We start from the raw sequence: 14,654 nt of genomic DNA, 5'->3' as shown, positions 1-14,654 counted from the left end.
CAGTCTCCCGGGGGAGTAGGTGGCAGGGCGCAAGTGACTCCCGGTGGCCGACGCGATTCGATGGGCCAAAAACCAGACTGGAACCAGAGCCGAGATACGGCCTGTTGAGAGTTTGGACTGGACATGTTGACATCACTGAGCACCACCATCGGCGCCGCGGCTGCGCAGCTTCCCGCCGACGTCGTCCATGGACCGGGGGACGGATTCGTCTTCTGGCCGTTTTTCCTCCTGATCCCGTTGTTTTGGATCCTCGTTATCGGATTCTTCATCTTCTTCGGCCGCCGGATGTGGCGCCGGAACCACTACTGGGCAGCAACCCAGGGCGCCGAAAGCGTCCTGAGGGAGCGCTACGCACGAGGCGAAATCGACGAGACCGAGTACCGCCAGCGCTTGGAAGTACTGCGGGCACATCCGACAAAGTGAGGAACCGGCGGATTCTGCTGGATCATTCGTCTGGATAAACCATCAGGCCTTGGAATCACGCGGTTCCAAGGCCTGAGGTGCGGAATGATCCAGCAGAATGTTGCGCAGGGCCCCGCACGTTACTCCAGAAAATTGCGGAATTCCTCTTTCACGTATTCCTTGGCTCTACTAGTCTGCTGGGGTGCACAATGAAGCCACCCGCTCTTTCTCCACGTCAGCCAGCTTCCAGATGAACCCACCCGCAGTCATCACAGCCGAAAACCTCACCAAGAGCTACGGCGAGCTCACCGCCGTCGACGGTATCTCGTTCGAGGTCCAGGCAGGGGAGTCCTTCGGCCTGCTTGGCCCCAACGGTGCCGGCAAATCGACCACCATGAAAATGATCGGCGGAGTCTCCCAGCGCACGTCCGGGAAGCTCAGCATCATGGGCCTGGACCCGGAGACCCATGGTCCGGAAGTCCGTGCGCACCTCGGAGTAGTGCCGCAGCAGGACAACCTGGACGAGGAACTGAAGGTCCGCGAAAACCTGATTGTCTATGGCCGCTACTTCGGCCTGCCCTTGAGCTACTTGCGCCCCAAGGCCGATGAGCTGCTCGAGTTCGCCCAGCTGACAGACAAGGCCAAGTCCAGGGTCGATGCGCTCTCGGGCGGCATGAAACGGCGTCTCACAATTGCCCGCTCGCTCATCAACGAGCCCAAGATCCTGCTCCTGGACGAACCCACTACGGGACTGGACCCGCAAGCCCGCCACATCCTCTGGGACCGGCTGTTCCGGCTCAAGGAACAAGGCGTCACCCTGATCCTCACTACCCACTACATGGACGAGGCCGAACAGCTTTGCGACCGGCTGATCGTGGTGGACAAAGGCCGGATCATGGCCGAAGGCTCGCCGGCGAGCCTGATTCGCGAATATTCGACGCGCGAGGTGCTGGAACTCCGCTTCGGTTCGGAACGCAACGCCACCATTGGCGTCGAACTGGCGGGCATCGGCGAACGCGTCGAGACGCTTCCGGACCGGGTGCTCATCTACGCGAACGACGGCGAATCGGTCCTGGAGCAAGTCTCCGCACGCCGGCTCCGTCCCCTGACCTCACTGGTTCGGCGTTCTTCGCTGGAGGACGTCTTCCTCCGGCTGACCGGACGGAGCCTCGTTGATTAGCGCCCATTCGCCGGCCGTTTCAGCCAGCAGGGCGAAGCGCTGGGGATCCTTCTTCTACGCCGAGCAAGTCCTGCGGGTGATGCGTGGCTACGGCTGGTCGGTGTTCCTGTACAGCGTGGGGCAGCCGGTGGCCTATCTGTTCGCCATGGGTATCGGGCTGGCGAGCCTGGTGGATGCGAACAGCGCGGCGGTGTTCGGCGGGGTGAACTACTTGACCTTCATCGCGCCGGCACTGTTGGTCTCATCCGCGGTCATGACGGCGTCGGGGGACTTTTCCTACCCGATCATGGACGGCTTCAAATGGCGCCGCGTGTTCTATGGCCCGCACGCCTCACCGCTGGTACCGCAGCAGATCGCAGCGGGCCACATCATGGCAAGCGCCTTGAAGTTCCTCGTTCAATCAGCGGTGTACTTCGCCATTGTGGCCATGTTCGGGGCCTCGCCGAGTCCGTGGGGCTGGGTGTCGGCGATAGTTGCCACAGTGGCCGGTTTGTCCTTCGGGCTGCCGCTCATGGCCTATGCCTCGAGCATCACCAAAGACTCCGGCCAGTTCGCGTTGGTGCAGCGATTCATCGTGGTGCCGCTGTTCCTGTTTTCGGGCACCTTCTTCCCGCTGGATTCGCTGCCGCTTGGAGTGCGCTGGATCGGTTGGGTCTCCCCGGTATGGCACGGAACGCAGTTGGGCCGCGTCTTCACCTATGGACTCGAGGAGAATCCCTTGTTGACCTTGACCCACGTCTTGTTCCTTGTGGGCGCCGCCGCTGCGGGTTGGGCGCTGACGCGGCGCCAGTTTGTCAGGAGGATGGGGGCATGAGCGCCCTGGCCGAAGGCCAGACAGGACCGCATAGCGCCACTGACGCTGCCCGTGAACGTACCTTCGGCCCGCTGTACTCCCGCAACGCGCTTGCTGTTGTATCCCGGGGCCTCATGGCAGCGAAAAGCAGCACCTGGTTGATCCTTGTATCCGGATTCTTCGAGCCGGTGCTGTACCTCATTTCCATGGGCGTCGGACTAGGGCCCATAGTGGGTACCGTGGCAGGACCGGGCGGCCAGGAAATCAGTTATGCGGCCTACATCGCGCCCGCGCTCCTGGCCGTATCCGCAATGAACGGCGCCGTCTATGACTCCACCTGGAACGTCTTCTTCAAGATGAACTTCGCCAAGCTGTACCAGGGAATGCTCTATACCTCCCTTGGACCATTGGACGTAGCCATCGGGGAGATCTTCCTGGCCCTGCTGCGCGGACTCCTGTACGCCACAGGGTTCACCGCCGTCATGGCCGTCATGGGACTCATCACCACGCCATGGGCCATCCTTGTCATCCCGGCCGCGGTACTGATCGCTTTTGGCTTTGCGAGTTTCGGCATGGGCATCACCAGCTTCATGAAGACCTTCCAACAGATGGACTGGATCAACTTCTTCATGCTGCCGATGTTCCTTTTCAGCGCCACCTTCTACCCGCTCAGCGTCTATCCGCAATATATCCAGTGGCTCATCCAAGCGATGCCGCTGTGGCACGGCGTGGAGCTCCTGCGGCAGATCAGCATTGGTTCCTTCAGCCCGGCCACGGCAGTCCATATCGCCTACTACCTCGTGATGATCGTCCTCGGGATCGCGCTCACTACCGGAAGGTTGCGCAAGCTCTTCCTGAAATAGCCGCACAGGCTGTTCGCCGGGGGTGGAAGCGGGCGGTTCGTCGCGCGGAGTTTGCGACAATGGGTGCATGCGATCCCTCGGCGACTCCCCGTCATCTGTTCCCCAGTCCGCTTCCGCCAAGAGCCCGTTCAAAGGCTTCCGCATCGGTGGACTGGGCATGACGGTGGTGCTCATCGCTTTCCTGGTGGCCGTGATCTTCGCTGCCAACCATAACGACGTCGTCGGCTGGATCGTTGCTGTTGTCTCCTTCGGCTGGCTCGCGCTCGCCGCTTTCGTGGTCTTCAGCATCCAGAAGGCCGCCAGACGGGCCGGTGAAAAACTCACCGAGGCACAGAACGCGTTCAACGCGGCAACCGGCCGGGCGCCGTCGTCGTCGAGCGCCGACCACGGTGGCACACGGGTGGTCTCGGAACGGAACGAAGCGGATGAAATCCGGGACCTCAAACTGGACCACTCTTTCAAGATTGTCCAGGTGCAAGTGCGCGTAGTGGAGGACGAACGCGCCAAGGGCGACGCCGCCGATCAAGACACCATAGATCGCGCCTTGGAGACCATCGCCATCACGTCGAGCAATGCCCGGGACATGATCAAGTCCTCCGGCGGCGACGAGCCCGTCTCGGGCACCATCATCGACTAGAGTAGGCGGGGTGAGCTCGGCATTGAAGAAGGACTTCCTTCGCATCGCAACGGTCAACGTCAACGGCATTCGCGCCGCCTACAAGAAGGGCATGGCGGAGTGGCTGGAACCGCGCGACGTCGACATCCTGTGTCTGCAGGAAGTCCGCGCGCCCGATGATGTGGTTCACCAACTCATCGGCGAAGGCTGGTACATCCTGCACGCCGAAGCCGAGGCAAAGGGCCGCGCCGGCGTTGCGATTGCCTCCCGGCAGGAACCGGTTGCCACCCGCGTAGGTATCGGCGACGACTACTTCGCCACCACTGGACGCTGGGTCGAGGCCGACTACGTCCTTCGGGACGGCGGCGGCAAGGACACCACCCTGACGGTCGTCAGCGCTTATGTGCACTCCGGCGAAGCGGACACGCCCAAGCAGGTGGACAAGTACCGCTTCCTGGATGTCATGACCACGAGGCTTCCGGAACTTGCCAAGCACAGTGAGCATGCACTGGTTGTCGGCGACCTCAACGTGGGCCACACCGAGCTCGACATCAAGAATTGGAAGGGCAACACCAAGCGTGCCGGTTTCCTTCCTGAGGAGCGCGCGTACTTCGACCGCTTCTTCGGCGACGAGATCGGATGGAGGGATGTCCACAGGGGCCTGGCAGGAAATGTCGATGGCCCCTATACCTGGTGGTCCCAGCGCGGTAAGGCCTTTGACACTGACACAGGCTGGCGCATCGACTACCACATGGCCACTCCTGGACTCGCGGCAGCCGCACTTTCGGCCGTCGTTGACCGGGCGCCGTCGTGGGACACCCGTTTCTCCGACCACGCACCGCTGGTAGTCGACTACCAGCTCTAGGCTTTCGAAAGTTTTCCTCATGACCAGTTCCACCACGACTGAACCCGCTGCAGCAGCAGCCAAGGCAACATCCACCAAACTGGCCGCCGGAGCAAAGCACCGCGTGCTGTCCGGCATGCAGCCCTCTGCTGACTCCCTCCACCTGGGTAACTACCTCGGTGCCTTGGTCAACTGGGTCCGCATGCAGGACGAATATGACGCCATCTTCTTCATCCCGGACCTGCATGCCATTACGGTGCCGCAGGATCCCGCCGAGCTGGCCCGCCGGACACGTGTCACCGCTGCGCAGTACATCGCCGGCGGCGTAGACGTGAACAAGTGCACCCTGTTCGTCCAATCCCAGGTTCCTGAGCACGCCCAACTGGCGTGGGTCCTCGGCTGCATCACCGGCTTTGGCGAGGCCTCGCGCATGATCCAGTTCAAGGACAAGTCGCTGCAACACGGTTCCGACCACGCGAGCGTCGGGCTCTTCACGTACCCGATCCTGCAGGCAGCCGACATCCTGCTGTACCAGCCACACGGGGTACCCGTGGGCGAAGACCAGCGGCAGCACATCGAACTCAGCCGCGACCTCGCCCAGCGTTTCAACAGCCGCTACGGCGAGACGTTCCAGGTGCCGCAGGCCTTCATCCAGAAGGAAACGGCCAAGATCTACGATCTCCAGAACCCCACGGCCAAGATGTCCAAGTCCGCGGAGTCGCCGGCCGGGCTGATCAACCTGCTCGACGACCCGAAGATCACGGCCAAACGCATCAAGTCGGCAGTCACGGACACCGAGACGGAAATCCGCTTCGACCGCGAAGCCAAGCCCGGGGTGTCCAACCTGCTGAGCATCTACTCGTCCATCAGCGGCCAGCCGGTGGAGAAGATCGTAGCGGACTACGAAGGCAAGATGTACGGCCACCTGAAGGTCGACCTTGCTGAACTCGTTGCGACCCATCTCGGGCCGATCCGGGACCGTGCAAACGAGCTTCTGGCCGATCCGGCCGAGCTCGACCGGCTCCTCGCCCACGGTGCGGACAAAGCCCGGGAGATCGCCTCGGCCACGCTCGCCGACGTCTACGCCAAGGTGGGCTTCCTGCCTTACGGCGGAGTACAAGGAATCCGCTAAAGCCATGTGCGCAGCTGGCAAGCTCAGCGTCCAGGTCGGCTCCCTTTCAAGGGGAGCCGGCCAGGCCTCTGGTGCCCGCCTGGACGCGGGCGCACACGAGTCTGCCAGCGCGTGCGGGGACAACCTGTGCGTGGGGGTCATCCTGGGTTTCCCCCGGGAAGTCGCTCAGGAACTGAAGCAATGGCGCGCTTCATTCGGTGATCCCATGGCGGACGTGATCCCGGCCCACATCACCCTCGTGACCACCACGCCTGCCCAGGACTGGGAAGCCACCCTCGAGCATGTTCGCGACATTGCCCGTCGCCAGGCACCCTTCAAGATCACGATTTCCGGCACGGGCTCCTTCAGGCCGGTATCCCCGGTGGTGTTCCTGAAGGTCGAAGACGGTTTCGAGGAGTGCGTGGGCCTGCACGAACAACTGCAGACCGGCCCCCTGGAACGCGATCTTCCTTTCCCCTACCACCCGCACGTGACGGTAGCCCACGACGTCGCTCCCGAAAGCTTGGACGAGGCCGAAACGGTGCTCAAGAACTACACCGCCACTTTCCCTGTGGTTAGCATGGGACTTTACGAGCACGACGACAATGGCATTTGGCAGCTACGGGAAGAGCTCGACTTTGGCGGCGACGCAGACCAATCACGGAAAAGCACAGCACAAGGACCGGCAGCAGGCGGAAAAGCCACCACTGCCGACTGAAGGCGCGCAGCTGAAGCTGCAGCTTATTCACCGTCAGGTCGAATGGGGTAAAGCCCGGCGCTCAGGCAATAGAAGCGCCACAATACCGGCATTCATCAACCTCGCCCTCGCCCGGCTGGGTAACTTCCGGCCCATGCGCGCCTTTAACCTGTACAGCCTGCGCCATGGTCCGCTGTTGAGCGCCGGCATAGGCTTCACCATGTTCTTCTCCATCACGGGCCTGCTGGCCACGGGATTCGCCGTGACCGGCCTGGTCCTCAACGGGCAGCCCCAACTGGTTGATTCAATCGTCTCGAGCGTCGCCACGGCGGCCCCGGGACTCCTGAAAACCAACGGAGGCAACGGCCTGGTGGATCCGCATGATCTCCTGAATCCCACAGGCCTCGGCTGGACGGCGGCCATAGCCGCCGTCGTGACGGTATTTACCGCGCTCGGCTGGATCGCGGGGATTCGGGAGGGTCTTCGCGGAGTCTGCGGGCTGGAGCCCGTGCAGGAGAACCCGCTGCTGATGAAGGCCCGCGACGCCGGTACCCTCCTGCTGCTCGGCGCAGCCTTGGTGGTCAGCGCCGGTGTTTCGCTGGTGTTCGGGACGGCGGCCGGATGGATCATCGAACGGCTCGGGTTGGCCGACGCTGTTGCCGGCCCCGTCACCTGGCTCGTTCGCACGGCCGTTCCACTGGTCCTCAACTGGGCGACGGCGGTCATCATGTTCCGCTTCGCAGGCCGCCTGAAACTTCGCCGCCAGGCGTTCCTGGAAGGAACAATGCTGGCCGGTATCGGGACCACTATCCTCCAGATCTTCAGCACGGAGTTGCTGGCGAATGCCGGACGGAACCCCATCCTGGCCTCATTTGCCATCATCATCGGGCTTCTCATCTGGTTCAACCTGGTCAGCCAGGTCTACTTGGTCTCCGCCGCGTGGGCTGCCATCAGGGAAGCGGATACCGGCGCGCACGAGCACCCAAAGCCTGCCCTCGGATCACGGCACCCTTCGCCGCACTCCTTCCCGGCGAAAGCATTCCCCGAGAAAGCCAAGTAAGGCCTAGTCACCGAGGTACTGCGCGGCCCAGGCCGAGATGATCCCTGCTACCCGGGCGGCTTGTCCTTTGCCCGTCAACAGGTGGTCACTGCCTTCGAGCGAAATGAAGCTCCGCGGGTGCCGTGCCGTTTGGAAGATCTCGCTGGCATTGTCGATGCCCACGGTGTTGTCTGTGGGGGAGTGCAGCACCATGAGGGGTCTGTGCAGACCCCGGATGCAGTCCCTGAGGTCGGCCCGCTGCACGTCTTCCACAAAGTGCCGGCGAACCTCCATGCGCCTGCCGCCCAGGTTGACCTCAGCGCTGCCTTCGCTGAGGATCGTGCTGACTTCGGCGTCGAACATGTGCTCCACGTGCCTGGGCTGGAACGGGGCGCCGACAGTCGCCACTGCCCGTACCTCGGGGAGGCTGAGGGCGGCAGCCAACACGGCCGCCCCGCCGAAGGAGTGGCCCACGAGCAGGGATATTTCCTTGTCATCGGCACGCATGAAGCCGGCGGCGCGGATGGTGTCGGCCACCTTCACGCTGAACGATCCTGCGGACCATTCGCCGGCGGAGTCGCCCAGTCCAAGGTTGTCGAAGCGAAGCATGCCGACTCCGAGGTCCGCCAAGCCCTTGCAGATACGCGAGGCTGACGGGCTGTCCTTGCCGAGGGTCAAACCGTGGGAGAACACACCCCAGCCCCGGACCGGACCCTCAGGAACATCCACGATCCCTGCCAGGAGATCCCCGGTGCTGCCTTCGAACCTGATCTTCATGGATTTGGACACCCTGTCCGCCTTTCGTTTTGCGAGTTGCCCGGCTTTCCCGAACGACTCTTAAACAACGACGACGGCGTACCCCGCCAAGGGGACGCCGTCGTCGTCGTATTCTAAATTCTGGACTAGATCTTGCGGGCCAGGATGGCCTGCTTGACCTCGGCGATAGCCTGGGTCACCTGGATGCCACGCGGGCACGCCTCGGAGCAGTTGAAGGTGGTGCGGCAGCGCCACACGCCTTCCTTGTCGTTCAGGATCTCCAAGCGCATGTCACCGGCATCGTCGCGGGAGTCGAAGATGAAGCGGTGCGCGTTCACGATGGCAGCGGGGCCGAAGTACTGACCGTCCGTCCAGAACACGGGGCAGGACGAGGTGCAGGCAGCGCACAGGATGCACTTGGTGGTGTCGTCGAACCGTTCACGGTCCTCGACCGACTGCAGGCGTTCCTTGGTGGGCTCGTGGCCCTTGTTGATCAGGAACGGCATGACCTCGCGGAAGGACTGGAAGAACGGCTCCATGTCCACGATCAGGTCCTTCTCCACCGGGAGGCCCTTGATCGGTTCAACGGTAATGGGCTTGGAAGTGTCCAGGTCCTTCAGCAAGGTCTTGCATGCGAGGCGGTTACGGCCGTTGATGCGCATGGCGTCGGAGCCACAAACGCCGTGTGCACAGGAACGGCGGAAGGACAGCGAGCCATCGATTTCCCACTTGATCTTGTGCAGGGCGTCCAGCACGCGGTCGGTGCCGTACATCGTCAGCTGGTGGTCTTCCCATACAGGCTCTTCCGAGACCTCAGGGTTGTAGCGTCGCACTCGCAAAGTGATGTTGAAGGTGGGAATTTCCCCACCTCCACCAATGTGCGCGGGCAGCTCGATCTTGGATGCTGGCTCAGCAAGTTCAGCAGACATCTTAGTACTTCCTCACCATCGGCTCGTAGCGCGTAAAGACAACAGGCTTGGTGCCGAGTCGGATGCCCGCGATTGCTTCCGCAGATCCGTCCGCTGGGGCGTGCTCATCCTTATACGCCATGGAGTGCTTCATGAATTTTTCGTCGTCGCGCTCCGGGAAGTCCTCCCGGAAGTGGCCTCCACGGGACTCCTCGCGGTGCAGGGCAGCAACTGTCATGACCTTGGCCAGTTCCAGCAGGAAGCCCAGTTCCACCGCTTCGAGCAGATCAAGGTTGAAGCGCTTTCCCTTGTCCTGGACGCTGATGCGCTGGTAGCGCTCTTCGAGGGACGCGATGTCCTTGAGCACCTGGTTCAGGGTGTCCGCGGTACGGAATACCTGCATGTTGGCATCCATGGTGTCCTGCAGTTCCTTGCGGATGGCGGCAACCCTTTCGCCGCCATCGGAAGTGCGGACGTGGTTCAGCAGATCCAGCGTGTATGCCTCCGGGTCTTCCGGGAGCTCCACGAAGTCAGCCGTCTTGGCGTATTCGGCGGCGGCAATGCCCGCACGCTTGCCAAAGACGTTGATGTCCAGCAGCGAGTTGGTACCCAAACGGTTGGAACCGTGGACGGAGACACAAGCAACTTCGCCGGCTGCGTACAGGCCCGGCACGACGGTGTCGTTGTCTTGCAGGACCTCGGTGGTGATGTTGGTGGGGATGCCGCCCATGGCGTAGTGCGCCGTCGGGAACACCGGAACCGGTTCCGTGTACGGCTCGACACCGAGGTAAGTGCGCGCGAATTCGGTGATGTCCGGGAGCTTCGCGTCAATGTGGGCGGGTTCAAGGTGCGTGAGGTCGAGGAGGACATAGTCCTTGTTCGGGCCGCAGCCGCGTCCTTCGCGGACTTCGTTTGCCATGGAACGGGCCACGATGTCGCGGGGAGCGAGGTCCTTGATGGTGGGGGCGTAGCGTTCCATGAAACGCTCACCCTCGGAGTTACGAAGGATCGCGCCCTCGCCGCGGGCAGCTTCCGAGAGGAGGATGCCCAAGCCTGCGAGACCGGTCGGGTGGAATTGGAAGAACTCCATGTCCTCCAGCGGGATTCCGCGGCGGAAGGCGATCCCCATGCCGTCACCGGTCAGGGTGTGGGCGTTGGAGGTGGTCTTGAAGACCTTGCCCGCGCCGCCCGAGGCGAACACCACGGACTTGGCCTGGAAGACGTGCAATTCGCCGGAGGCGAGGTCGTAGGAAACGACGCCGGCAACGCGCTTCTGCTTGTACGGCGTTCCGTCTTCGCGGACGGCGTCTTCCTCGACGGTCAGCAGGTCCAGGACGTAGTACTCGTTGTAGAACTCAACGTTGTGCTTGACGCAGTTTTGGTACAGCGTCTGCAGGATCATGTGGCCGGTGCGGTCTGCTGCGTAGCAGGCGCGGCGGACCGGAGCCTTGCCGTGGTCACGGGTGTGGCCACCGAAACGGCGCTGGTCAATGCGGCCTTCGGGCGTGCGGTTGAACGGCAAGCCCATCTTCTCCAGGTCCAGCACGGCGTCGATGGCTTCCTTCGCCATGACCTCGGCTGCATCCTGGTCAACCAGGTAGTCGCCACCCTTGATGGTGTCGAATGTGTGCCACTCCCAGTTGTCCTCTTCGACGTTGGCCAGGGCTGCACACATGCCGCCCTGGGCCGCGCCAGTGTGGGAACGGGTGGGGTAGAGCTTGGTCAGTACTGCGGTGCGTGCGCGCTGACCGGATTCGATCGCGGCGCGCATGCCGGCGCCGCCGGCACCGACAATAACGACGTCGTACTTATGGACCTGCATACCAGATGCTCTTTCTCTCTAAGTCAGATGGTCGGCGGAGCCTGCTCCGCGAGTTGTGCACAGCCGGACTGGCCGGTGGTGCAGCGGAGCGCTACGGCGCCGGGCAGAACCCGCCCGGCAGCTGAACGCCGTTGGCGACGGGGCACGGGTTGAACGTGAAGATCACCAGTGTGCCCAGAACGACGATGACGACCGTAGCCGCGTAAAGGACCACCTTGAGCCAGAGTCGGGTCGCGTCCTTTTCGGCGTAGTCGTTGATGATGGTGCGAACGCCGTTGGTGCCGTGCAGCATGGCGAGCCACAGCATGGCCAGGTCCCAGAACTGCCAGAACGGGTCGGCCCACTTGCCGGCCACGAAGCCGAAGTCGATGCCGTGGATGCCTTCGCCCACCATGAGGTTCACGAAGAGGTGGCCGAAGATCAGGACCACGAGTACGACGCCGGAGAGCCGCATGAACAGCCACGCGAACATCTCGAAGTTCCCCTTGGAACCGGTGCCGCGGCGGTACTGCGGAGCAATCTTCCCGCTGCTGATTTTTCCACTGCGTGGGTTCTGAATGTCGGTACTCATGGCTTAGTGGCCTCCCAATGCGAGGGACAGGTGGCGGATGGCGAAGGCCCCGAAGGTGACCAGCCACAATACCAGGACGGTCCAGAGCATCTGGCGCTGGTATTTCGCGCCCTTCTTCCAGAAGTCAATGGCGATAACGCGCAGGCCATTGAAGGCGTGGAAAACGATCGCTGCGACGAGGCCCGTCTCGCCCAGGGCCATGAGGGGGTTCTTGTAGGCGCCGATAACGGCCGTGTAGGCCTCCGGGGACACACGCACCAGTGAGGTGTCCAGCACATGGACCAACAAGAAGAAAAAGATCACAACACCGGTAATGCGGTGTCCAACCCAGGACCACATGCCTTCACGGCCGCGGTACAAGGTGCCAGCTGGTTTTGTCGGCACTGAATAAACCTTCCTGCAACACAGCGGCGCTGGCACGGGATCCATGCGGGGGAAACGCCAGCTGCGAGAGCACTCGTAGCTCAGCCTAAATCTAGGCTTCGCTCACAGCTTATTCAATTTAGGCACCCCTTCTTGTAACGAGAGTGCGGGTGTTCGCCTGAATTCCGGTCTTTTCGCCGCGGGGGTGAGACGAAGACCACAAAGTGGGACTTGCGCGGGTGTCGGATAAGGTGTTGCGGTGAGTATAGAAAACGCTGCAAGCCTCGAATCGCCATTGCGTCACTTCCATGCGGTTATTCCGGCCGGCGGAGTGGGCACTCGCCTGTGGCCGCTTTCGCGTGCAGCTGCGCCCAAATTCCTGCATGACCTCACGGGGTCGGGAAGCACCCTTCTACGGGCTACCTACGACCGTCTCGAACCGTTGGCCGGCAACCGCGTGCTGGTGGTTACGGGTGTGGCGCACAGGGTTGCTGTCTGCCGCCAGCTTCCCGAAGTGGGCGACGACGAATTGGTCCTCGAAAGCGAACCGAAGGACTCGGGAGCCGCGATCGGCCTCGCCGCCGCCATCCTTTACCGTCGCGACCCGGACACCATCATGGGTTCCTTCGCCGCCGACCATGTCATCAGCCCGGACAACCTCTTCCAGGAAACGGTCCGCGAGGCCATCCACACTGCGGCTGCCGGAAAAATCGTCACCATCGGGATCAAGCCCACGCACCCTTCGACCGGGTTCGGTTACATCCGTACCGGCGACTTGCTCAATATTGACGACGCACCGAACGCACACGCTGTGGTCGAATTCGTCGAGAAGCCGAGCGAGGACATCGCCAAGAAGTACCTCGAGACGGGCGACTACGTCTGGAATGCCGGCATGTTCGTCGCCCCCGTTGCACTCATGCTCAAGCACCTGGAGGCAAACCAGCCGGTCTTGTTTGCCGGGCTGCAGGAAATCGCCGACGCCTGGGACACCCCGGAGCGCGATGAAGTGACCGCTCGTGTGTGGCCCACGCTGCCGAAGATTGCCATTGACTATGCCGTGGCAGAACCCGCCGCAGCGGCGGGGGATGTCGCCGTCGTGCCCGGTACCTTCCGCTGGGACGACGTCGGAGACTTCGCCGCGATCGGTCGCCTCAACAACGCCGGCGACGTCGATGAGGTGACGGTCCTCGGCGAAGGCGCCCGTGTCTTCACCGAGAACGCCAGCGGCGTGGTTGTTTCCGACACCAAGCGCGTGATCGCCCTTATCGGGATCAAGGACGTCGTGATCGTCGATACGCCGGACGCGCTGCTTGTCACTACGAAGGAGCACGCCCAGCGGGTCAAGGGTGCGGTGGATGCACTCAAGGCCAGCGGGGACACCGACGTTCTCTAACGCCCTCTTGCGGCACTGTCCGTAACCAAGAGACCCCTTTCGCTATTCGGAGGGCGTGGATGGCTAGAGTTGTGAGGTGCGCAATTTCACTACCGAAACCGAGCCGACCCCTGTGGTGAAGCCGTGGCTTGACGATCTCTTGCCGGAACTCATTGAATTCCGGAGGGACCTGCATGCGCACCCCGAACTTTCCTTCAAGGAATTTCGCACTACGGACAAGCTGGTTGAACGGCTCGAAGCGGCGGGACTTGAACCACGCCGGCTGGAAGGGTCGGGGCTGTCGGTCGACGTCGGCGAGGGGCCCATCGCCACGGCCCTGCGCGGCGATATCGATGCCCTCCCCATCATCGAAGAGACCGGGCTTCCGTTCGCGTCGAAGAACCACGGTGTCACCCACGCGTGCGGGCATGACGTCCACACCACGAGCATGCTTGGCATTGCCTTGGTGCTGCACGCCATGCACCAGGAATCCCCTTTGGGCGGCACGGTGCGCATCATCTTCCAGCCTGCAGAGGAAACCATGCCCGGCGGTGCCCTGTCCTGCATCGAGCAGGGCGTGCTCCAGGGTGTCCCGCGGATTCTGGCGCTGCACTGCGATCCTCGGATCAACGTCGGCAAGATCGGCACGCGCATCGGCGCCATCACGTCGGCCTCGGACACCATCAAAATCGAACTGACCGGACGTGGCGGCCATACTTCCCGTCCGCATTTGACCGAAGACCTGGTCTTTGCGCTGGCCCAAATCGCCGTCAACGTCCCGGCCGTTCTGTCCCGTCGGGTGGATGTGCGCAGCGGCGTTTCGGTGGTGTGGGGCCAGATCGCGGCAGGTTCCGCACCCAACGCCATCCCGGCCAACGGCTACATGGCCGGCACCATGCGTTGCCTCGACAGGGACGCTTGGCATAGCGCCGGGGAGTTGCTCGACGACGTCGTCCAGCAAGTTGCCGCGCCGTACGGTGTGGACGTGCACCTCGAACACACCCGCGGTGTCCCTCCCGTGGTCAACTCGGAACACGAGACTGCCATCATCGAGGCCGCGGCCCGCGCGGAACTCGGCGAGCACGCCGTCGTCCTGACGCCCCAGTCCATGGGGGGCGAGGACTTTGCCTGGTTCCTGGCCGACCTGCCGGGTGCCATGATGCGGCTCGGTACCCACACGCCCGGCGGTGAGGAATACGATCTCCACCGCGGCGACTTCATTGTCGACGAGCGAGCCCTCGGCTTCGCGATCCAAGTCTTGGCCGCCGCCGCGCTGCGAACCATCCGGGATCTCTAAAAAACTCCGCGCGAACTGGC

At 62.8% G+C, this 14,654-nt stretch carries 16 protein-coding genes; 11 read left to right on the top strand and 5 right to left on the bottom strand.

The genetic code is table 11. From position 1 onward, the window contains the following. Positions 1-123 precede the first annotated feature (123 nt). From AB4Z38_RS04485 to AB4Z38_RS04445, 9 genes are all read left to right on the top strand, one after another. Positions 124-423 carry an SHOCT domain-containing protein gene (locus AB4Z38_RS04485; protein WP_441428587.1) on the top strand — a complete coding sequence of 100 codons (300 nt, stop codon included), beginning with the start codon at positions 124-126 and terminating at the stop codon, positions 421-423. A 229-nt stretch (positions 424-652) separates the two neighbouring features. After that, on the top strand, positions 653-1,582 hold the full coding sequence (locus AB4Z38_RS04480; protein ID WP_441428586.1) for an ABC transporter ATP-binding protein: 930 nt from the start codon (positions 653-655) through the stop codon (positions 1,580-1,582). Continuing rightward, entirely contained in the window at positions 1,575-2,396 is an 822-nt protein-coding gene (locus AB4Z38_RS04475) for an ABC transporter permease (protein ID WP_441428585.1), read from the top strand. Before AB4Z38_RS04480 ends, AB4Z38_RS04475 begins: the two co-directional genes overlap by 8 nt. Next, entirely contained in the window at positions 2,393-3,238 is an 846-nt protein-coding gene (locus tag AB4Z38_RS04470; protein WP_441428584.1) for an ABC transporter permease, read from the top strand. Before AB4Z38_RS04475 ends, AB4Z38_RS04470 begins: the two co-directional genes overlap by 4 nt. Before the next feature lie 67 nt (positions 3,239-3,305). Beyond that, positions 3,306-3,875 (top strand): hypothetical protein, encoded by a 570-nt coding sequence (locus tag AB4Z38_RS04465; protein WP_441428583.1) that lies wholly within the window; start codon positions 3,306-3,308, stop codon positions 3,873-3,875. Positions 3,876-3,885: 10 nt separating this feature from the next. Further along, positions 3,886-4,719 (top strand): exodeoxyribonuclease III, encoded by an 834-nt coding sequence (locus AB4Z38_RS04460; protein WP_441428582.1) that lies wholly within the window; start codon positions 3,886-3,888, stop codon positions 4,717-4,719. 19 nt (positions 4,720-4,738) lie between these two features. Beyond that, positions 4,739-5,830, top strand: coding sequence for a tryptophan--tRNA ligase (trpS, locus tag AB4Z38_RS04455; protein ID WP_441428581.1), 1,092 nt, complete (start codon positions 4,739-4,741; stop codon positions 5,828-5,830). 4 nt (positions 5,831-5,834) lie between these two features. After that, the gene (locus tag AB4Z38_RS04450; protein ID WP_441428580.1) at positions 5,835-6,527 is read left to right on the top strand and encodes a 2'-5' RNA ligase family protein; all 693 of its coding nucleotides are present in this window, start codon (positions 5,835-5,837) and stop codon (positions 6,525-6,527) included. Positions 6,528-6,660: 133 nt separating this feature from the next. Further along, positions 6,661-7,566, top strand: coding sequence for a YihY/virulence factor BrkB family protein (locus AB4Z38_RS04445; RefSeq protein ID WP_441428579.1), 906 nt, complete (start codon positions 6,661-6,663; stop codon positions 7,564-7,566). A 3-nt stretch (positions 7,567-7,569) separates the two neighbouring features. Here the strand turns inward: AB4Z38_RS04445 and AB4Z38_RS04440 are convergent, their stop codons facing one another. From AB4Z38_RS04440 to sdhC, 5 genes are all read right to left on the bottom strand, one after another. Continuing rightward, positions 7,570-8,334, bottom strand: coding sequence for an alpha/beta hydrolase family protein (locus AB4Z38_RS04440; RefSeq protein ID WP_441428578.1), 765 nt, complete (start codon positions 8,332-8,334; stop codon positions 7,570-7,572). Positions 8,335-8,447: 113 nt separating this feature from the next. Then, positions 8,448-9,230, bottom strand: coding sequence for a succinate dehydrogenase iron-sulfur subunit (locus AB4Z38_RS04435; protein ID WP_078105990.1), 783 nt, complete (start codon positions 9,228-9,230; stop codon positions 8,448-8,450). 1 nt (position 9,231) lies between these two features. Beyond that, positions 9,232-11,031, bottom strand: a complete 1,800-nt coding sequence (gene sdhA / locus AB4Z38_RS04430) for a succinate dehydrogenase flavoprotein subunit (protein ID WP_441428577.1) — start codon at positions 11,029-11,031, stop codon at positions 9,232-9,234. A gap of 91 nt (positions 11,032-11,122) precedes the next feature. Continuing rightward, the gene (locus AB4Z38_RS04425; protein WP_441428576.1) at positions 11,123-11,602 is read right to left on the bottom strand and encodes a succinate dehydrogenase hydrophobic membrane anchor subunit; all 480 of its coding nucleotides are present in this window, start codon (positions 11,600-11,602) and stop codon (positions 11,123-11,125) included. A gap of 3 nt (positions 11,603-11,605) precedes the next feature. Further along, the gene (gene sdhC / locus AB4Z38_RS04420; RefSeq protein ID WP_084784381.1) at positions 11,606-11,986 is read right to left on the bottom strand and encodes a succinate dehydrogenase, cytochrome b556 subunit; all 381 of its coding nucleotides are present in this window, start codon (positions 11,984-11,986) and stop codon (positions 11,606-11,608) included. Between the two features lie 238 nt (positions 11,987-12,224). On the opposite strand from sdhC, the gene AB4Z38_RS04415 reads away from it, so the two are divergent. Both AB4Z38_RS04415 and AB4Z38_RS04410 read left to right on the top strand, forming a co-directional pair. Then, positions 12,225-13,358 carry a mannose-1-phosphate guanylyltransferase gene (locus tag AB4Z38_RS04415; protein WP_234751275.1) on the top strand — a complete coding sequence of 378 codons (1,134 nt, stop codon included), beginning with the start codon at positions 12,225-12,227 and terminating at the stop codon, positions 13,356-13,358. A gap of 76 nt (positions 13,359-13,434) precedes the next feature. Continuing rightward, positions 13,435-14,634, top strand: coding sequence for an amidohydrolase (locus AB4Z38_RS04410; protein WP_441428575.1), 1,200 nt, complete (start codon positions 13,435-13,437; stop codon positions 14,632-14,634). Positions 14,635-14,654: the final 20 nt, after the last annotated feature.

This window comes from Arthrobacter sp. 2RAF6 (assembly GCF_052115205.1).
Taxonomy (GTDB): Bacteria; Actinomycetota; Actinomycetes; order Actinomycetales; family Micrococcaceae; genus Arthrobacter.
The sequence above is the reverse complement of the archived record's forward strand: the minus strand, read 5'-3'. Positions and strand labels throughout refer to the sequence as shown.

What these genes read in the sequence shown, in the direction of transcription:
- AB4Z38_RS04485 (WP_441428587.1), top strand. Translation starts at nt 124, where the DNA reads ATGTTGACATCACTGAGCACCACCATCGGCGCCGCGGCTGCGCAGCTT.
- AB4Z38_RS04450 (WP_441428580.1), top strand. Translation starts at nt 5,835, where the DNA reads ATGTGCGCAGCTGGCAAGCTCAGCGTCCAGGTCGGCTCCCTTTCAAGG.
- AB4Z38_RS04425 (WP_441428576.1), bottom strand. Translation starts at nt 11,602, where the DNA reads ATGAGTACCGACATTCAGAACCCACGCAGTGGAAAAATCAGCAGCGGG.
- AB4Z38_RS04445 (WP_441428579.1), top strand. Translation starts at nt 6,661, where the DNA reads ATGCGCGCCTTTAACCTGTACAGCCTGCGCCATGGTCCGCTGTTGAGC.
- AB4Z38_RS04465 (WP_441428583.1), top strand. Translation starts at nt 3,306, where the DNA reads ATGCGATCCCTCGGCGACTCCCCGTCATCTGTTCCCCAGTCCGCTTCC.
- AB4Z38_RS04470 (WP_441428584.1), top strand. Translation starts at nt 2,393, where the DNA reads ATGAGCGCCCTGGCCGAAGGCCAGACAGGACCGCATAGCGCCACTGAC.
- AB4Z38_RS04435 (WP_078105990.1), bottom strand. Translation starts at nt 9,230, where the DNA reads ATGTCTGCTGAACTTGCTGAGCCAGCATCCAAGATCGAGCTGCCCGCG.
- trpS (WP_441428581.1), top strand. Translation starts at nt 4,739, where the DNA reads ATGACCAGTTCCACCACGACTGAACCCGCTGCAGCAGCAGCCAAGGCA.
- sdhA (WP_441428577.1), bottom strand. Translation starts at nt 11,031, where the DNA reads ATGCAGGTCCATAAGTACGACGTCGTTATTGTCGGTGCCGGCGGCGCC.
- AB4Z38_RS04480 (WP_441428586.1), top strand. Translation starts at nt 653, where the DNA reads ATGAACCCACCCGCAGTCATCACAGCCGAAAACCTCACCAAGAGCTAC.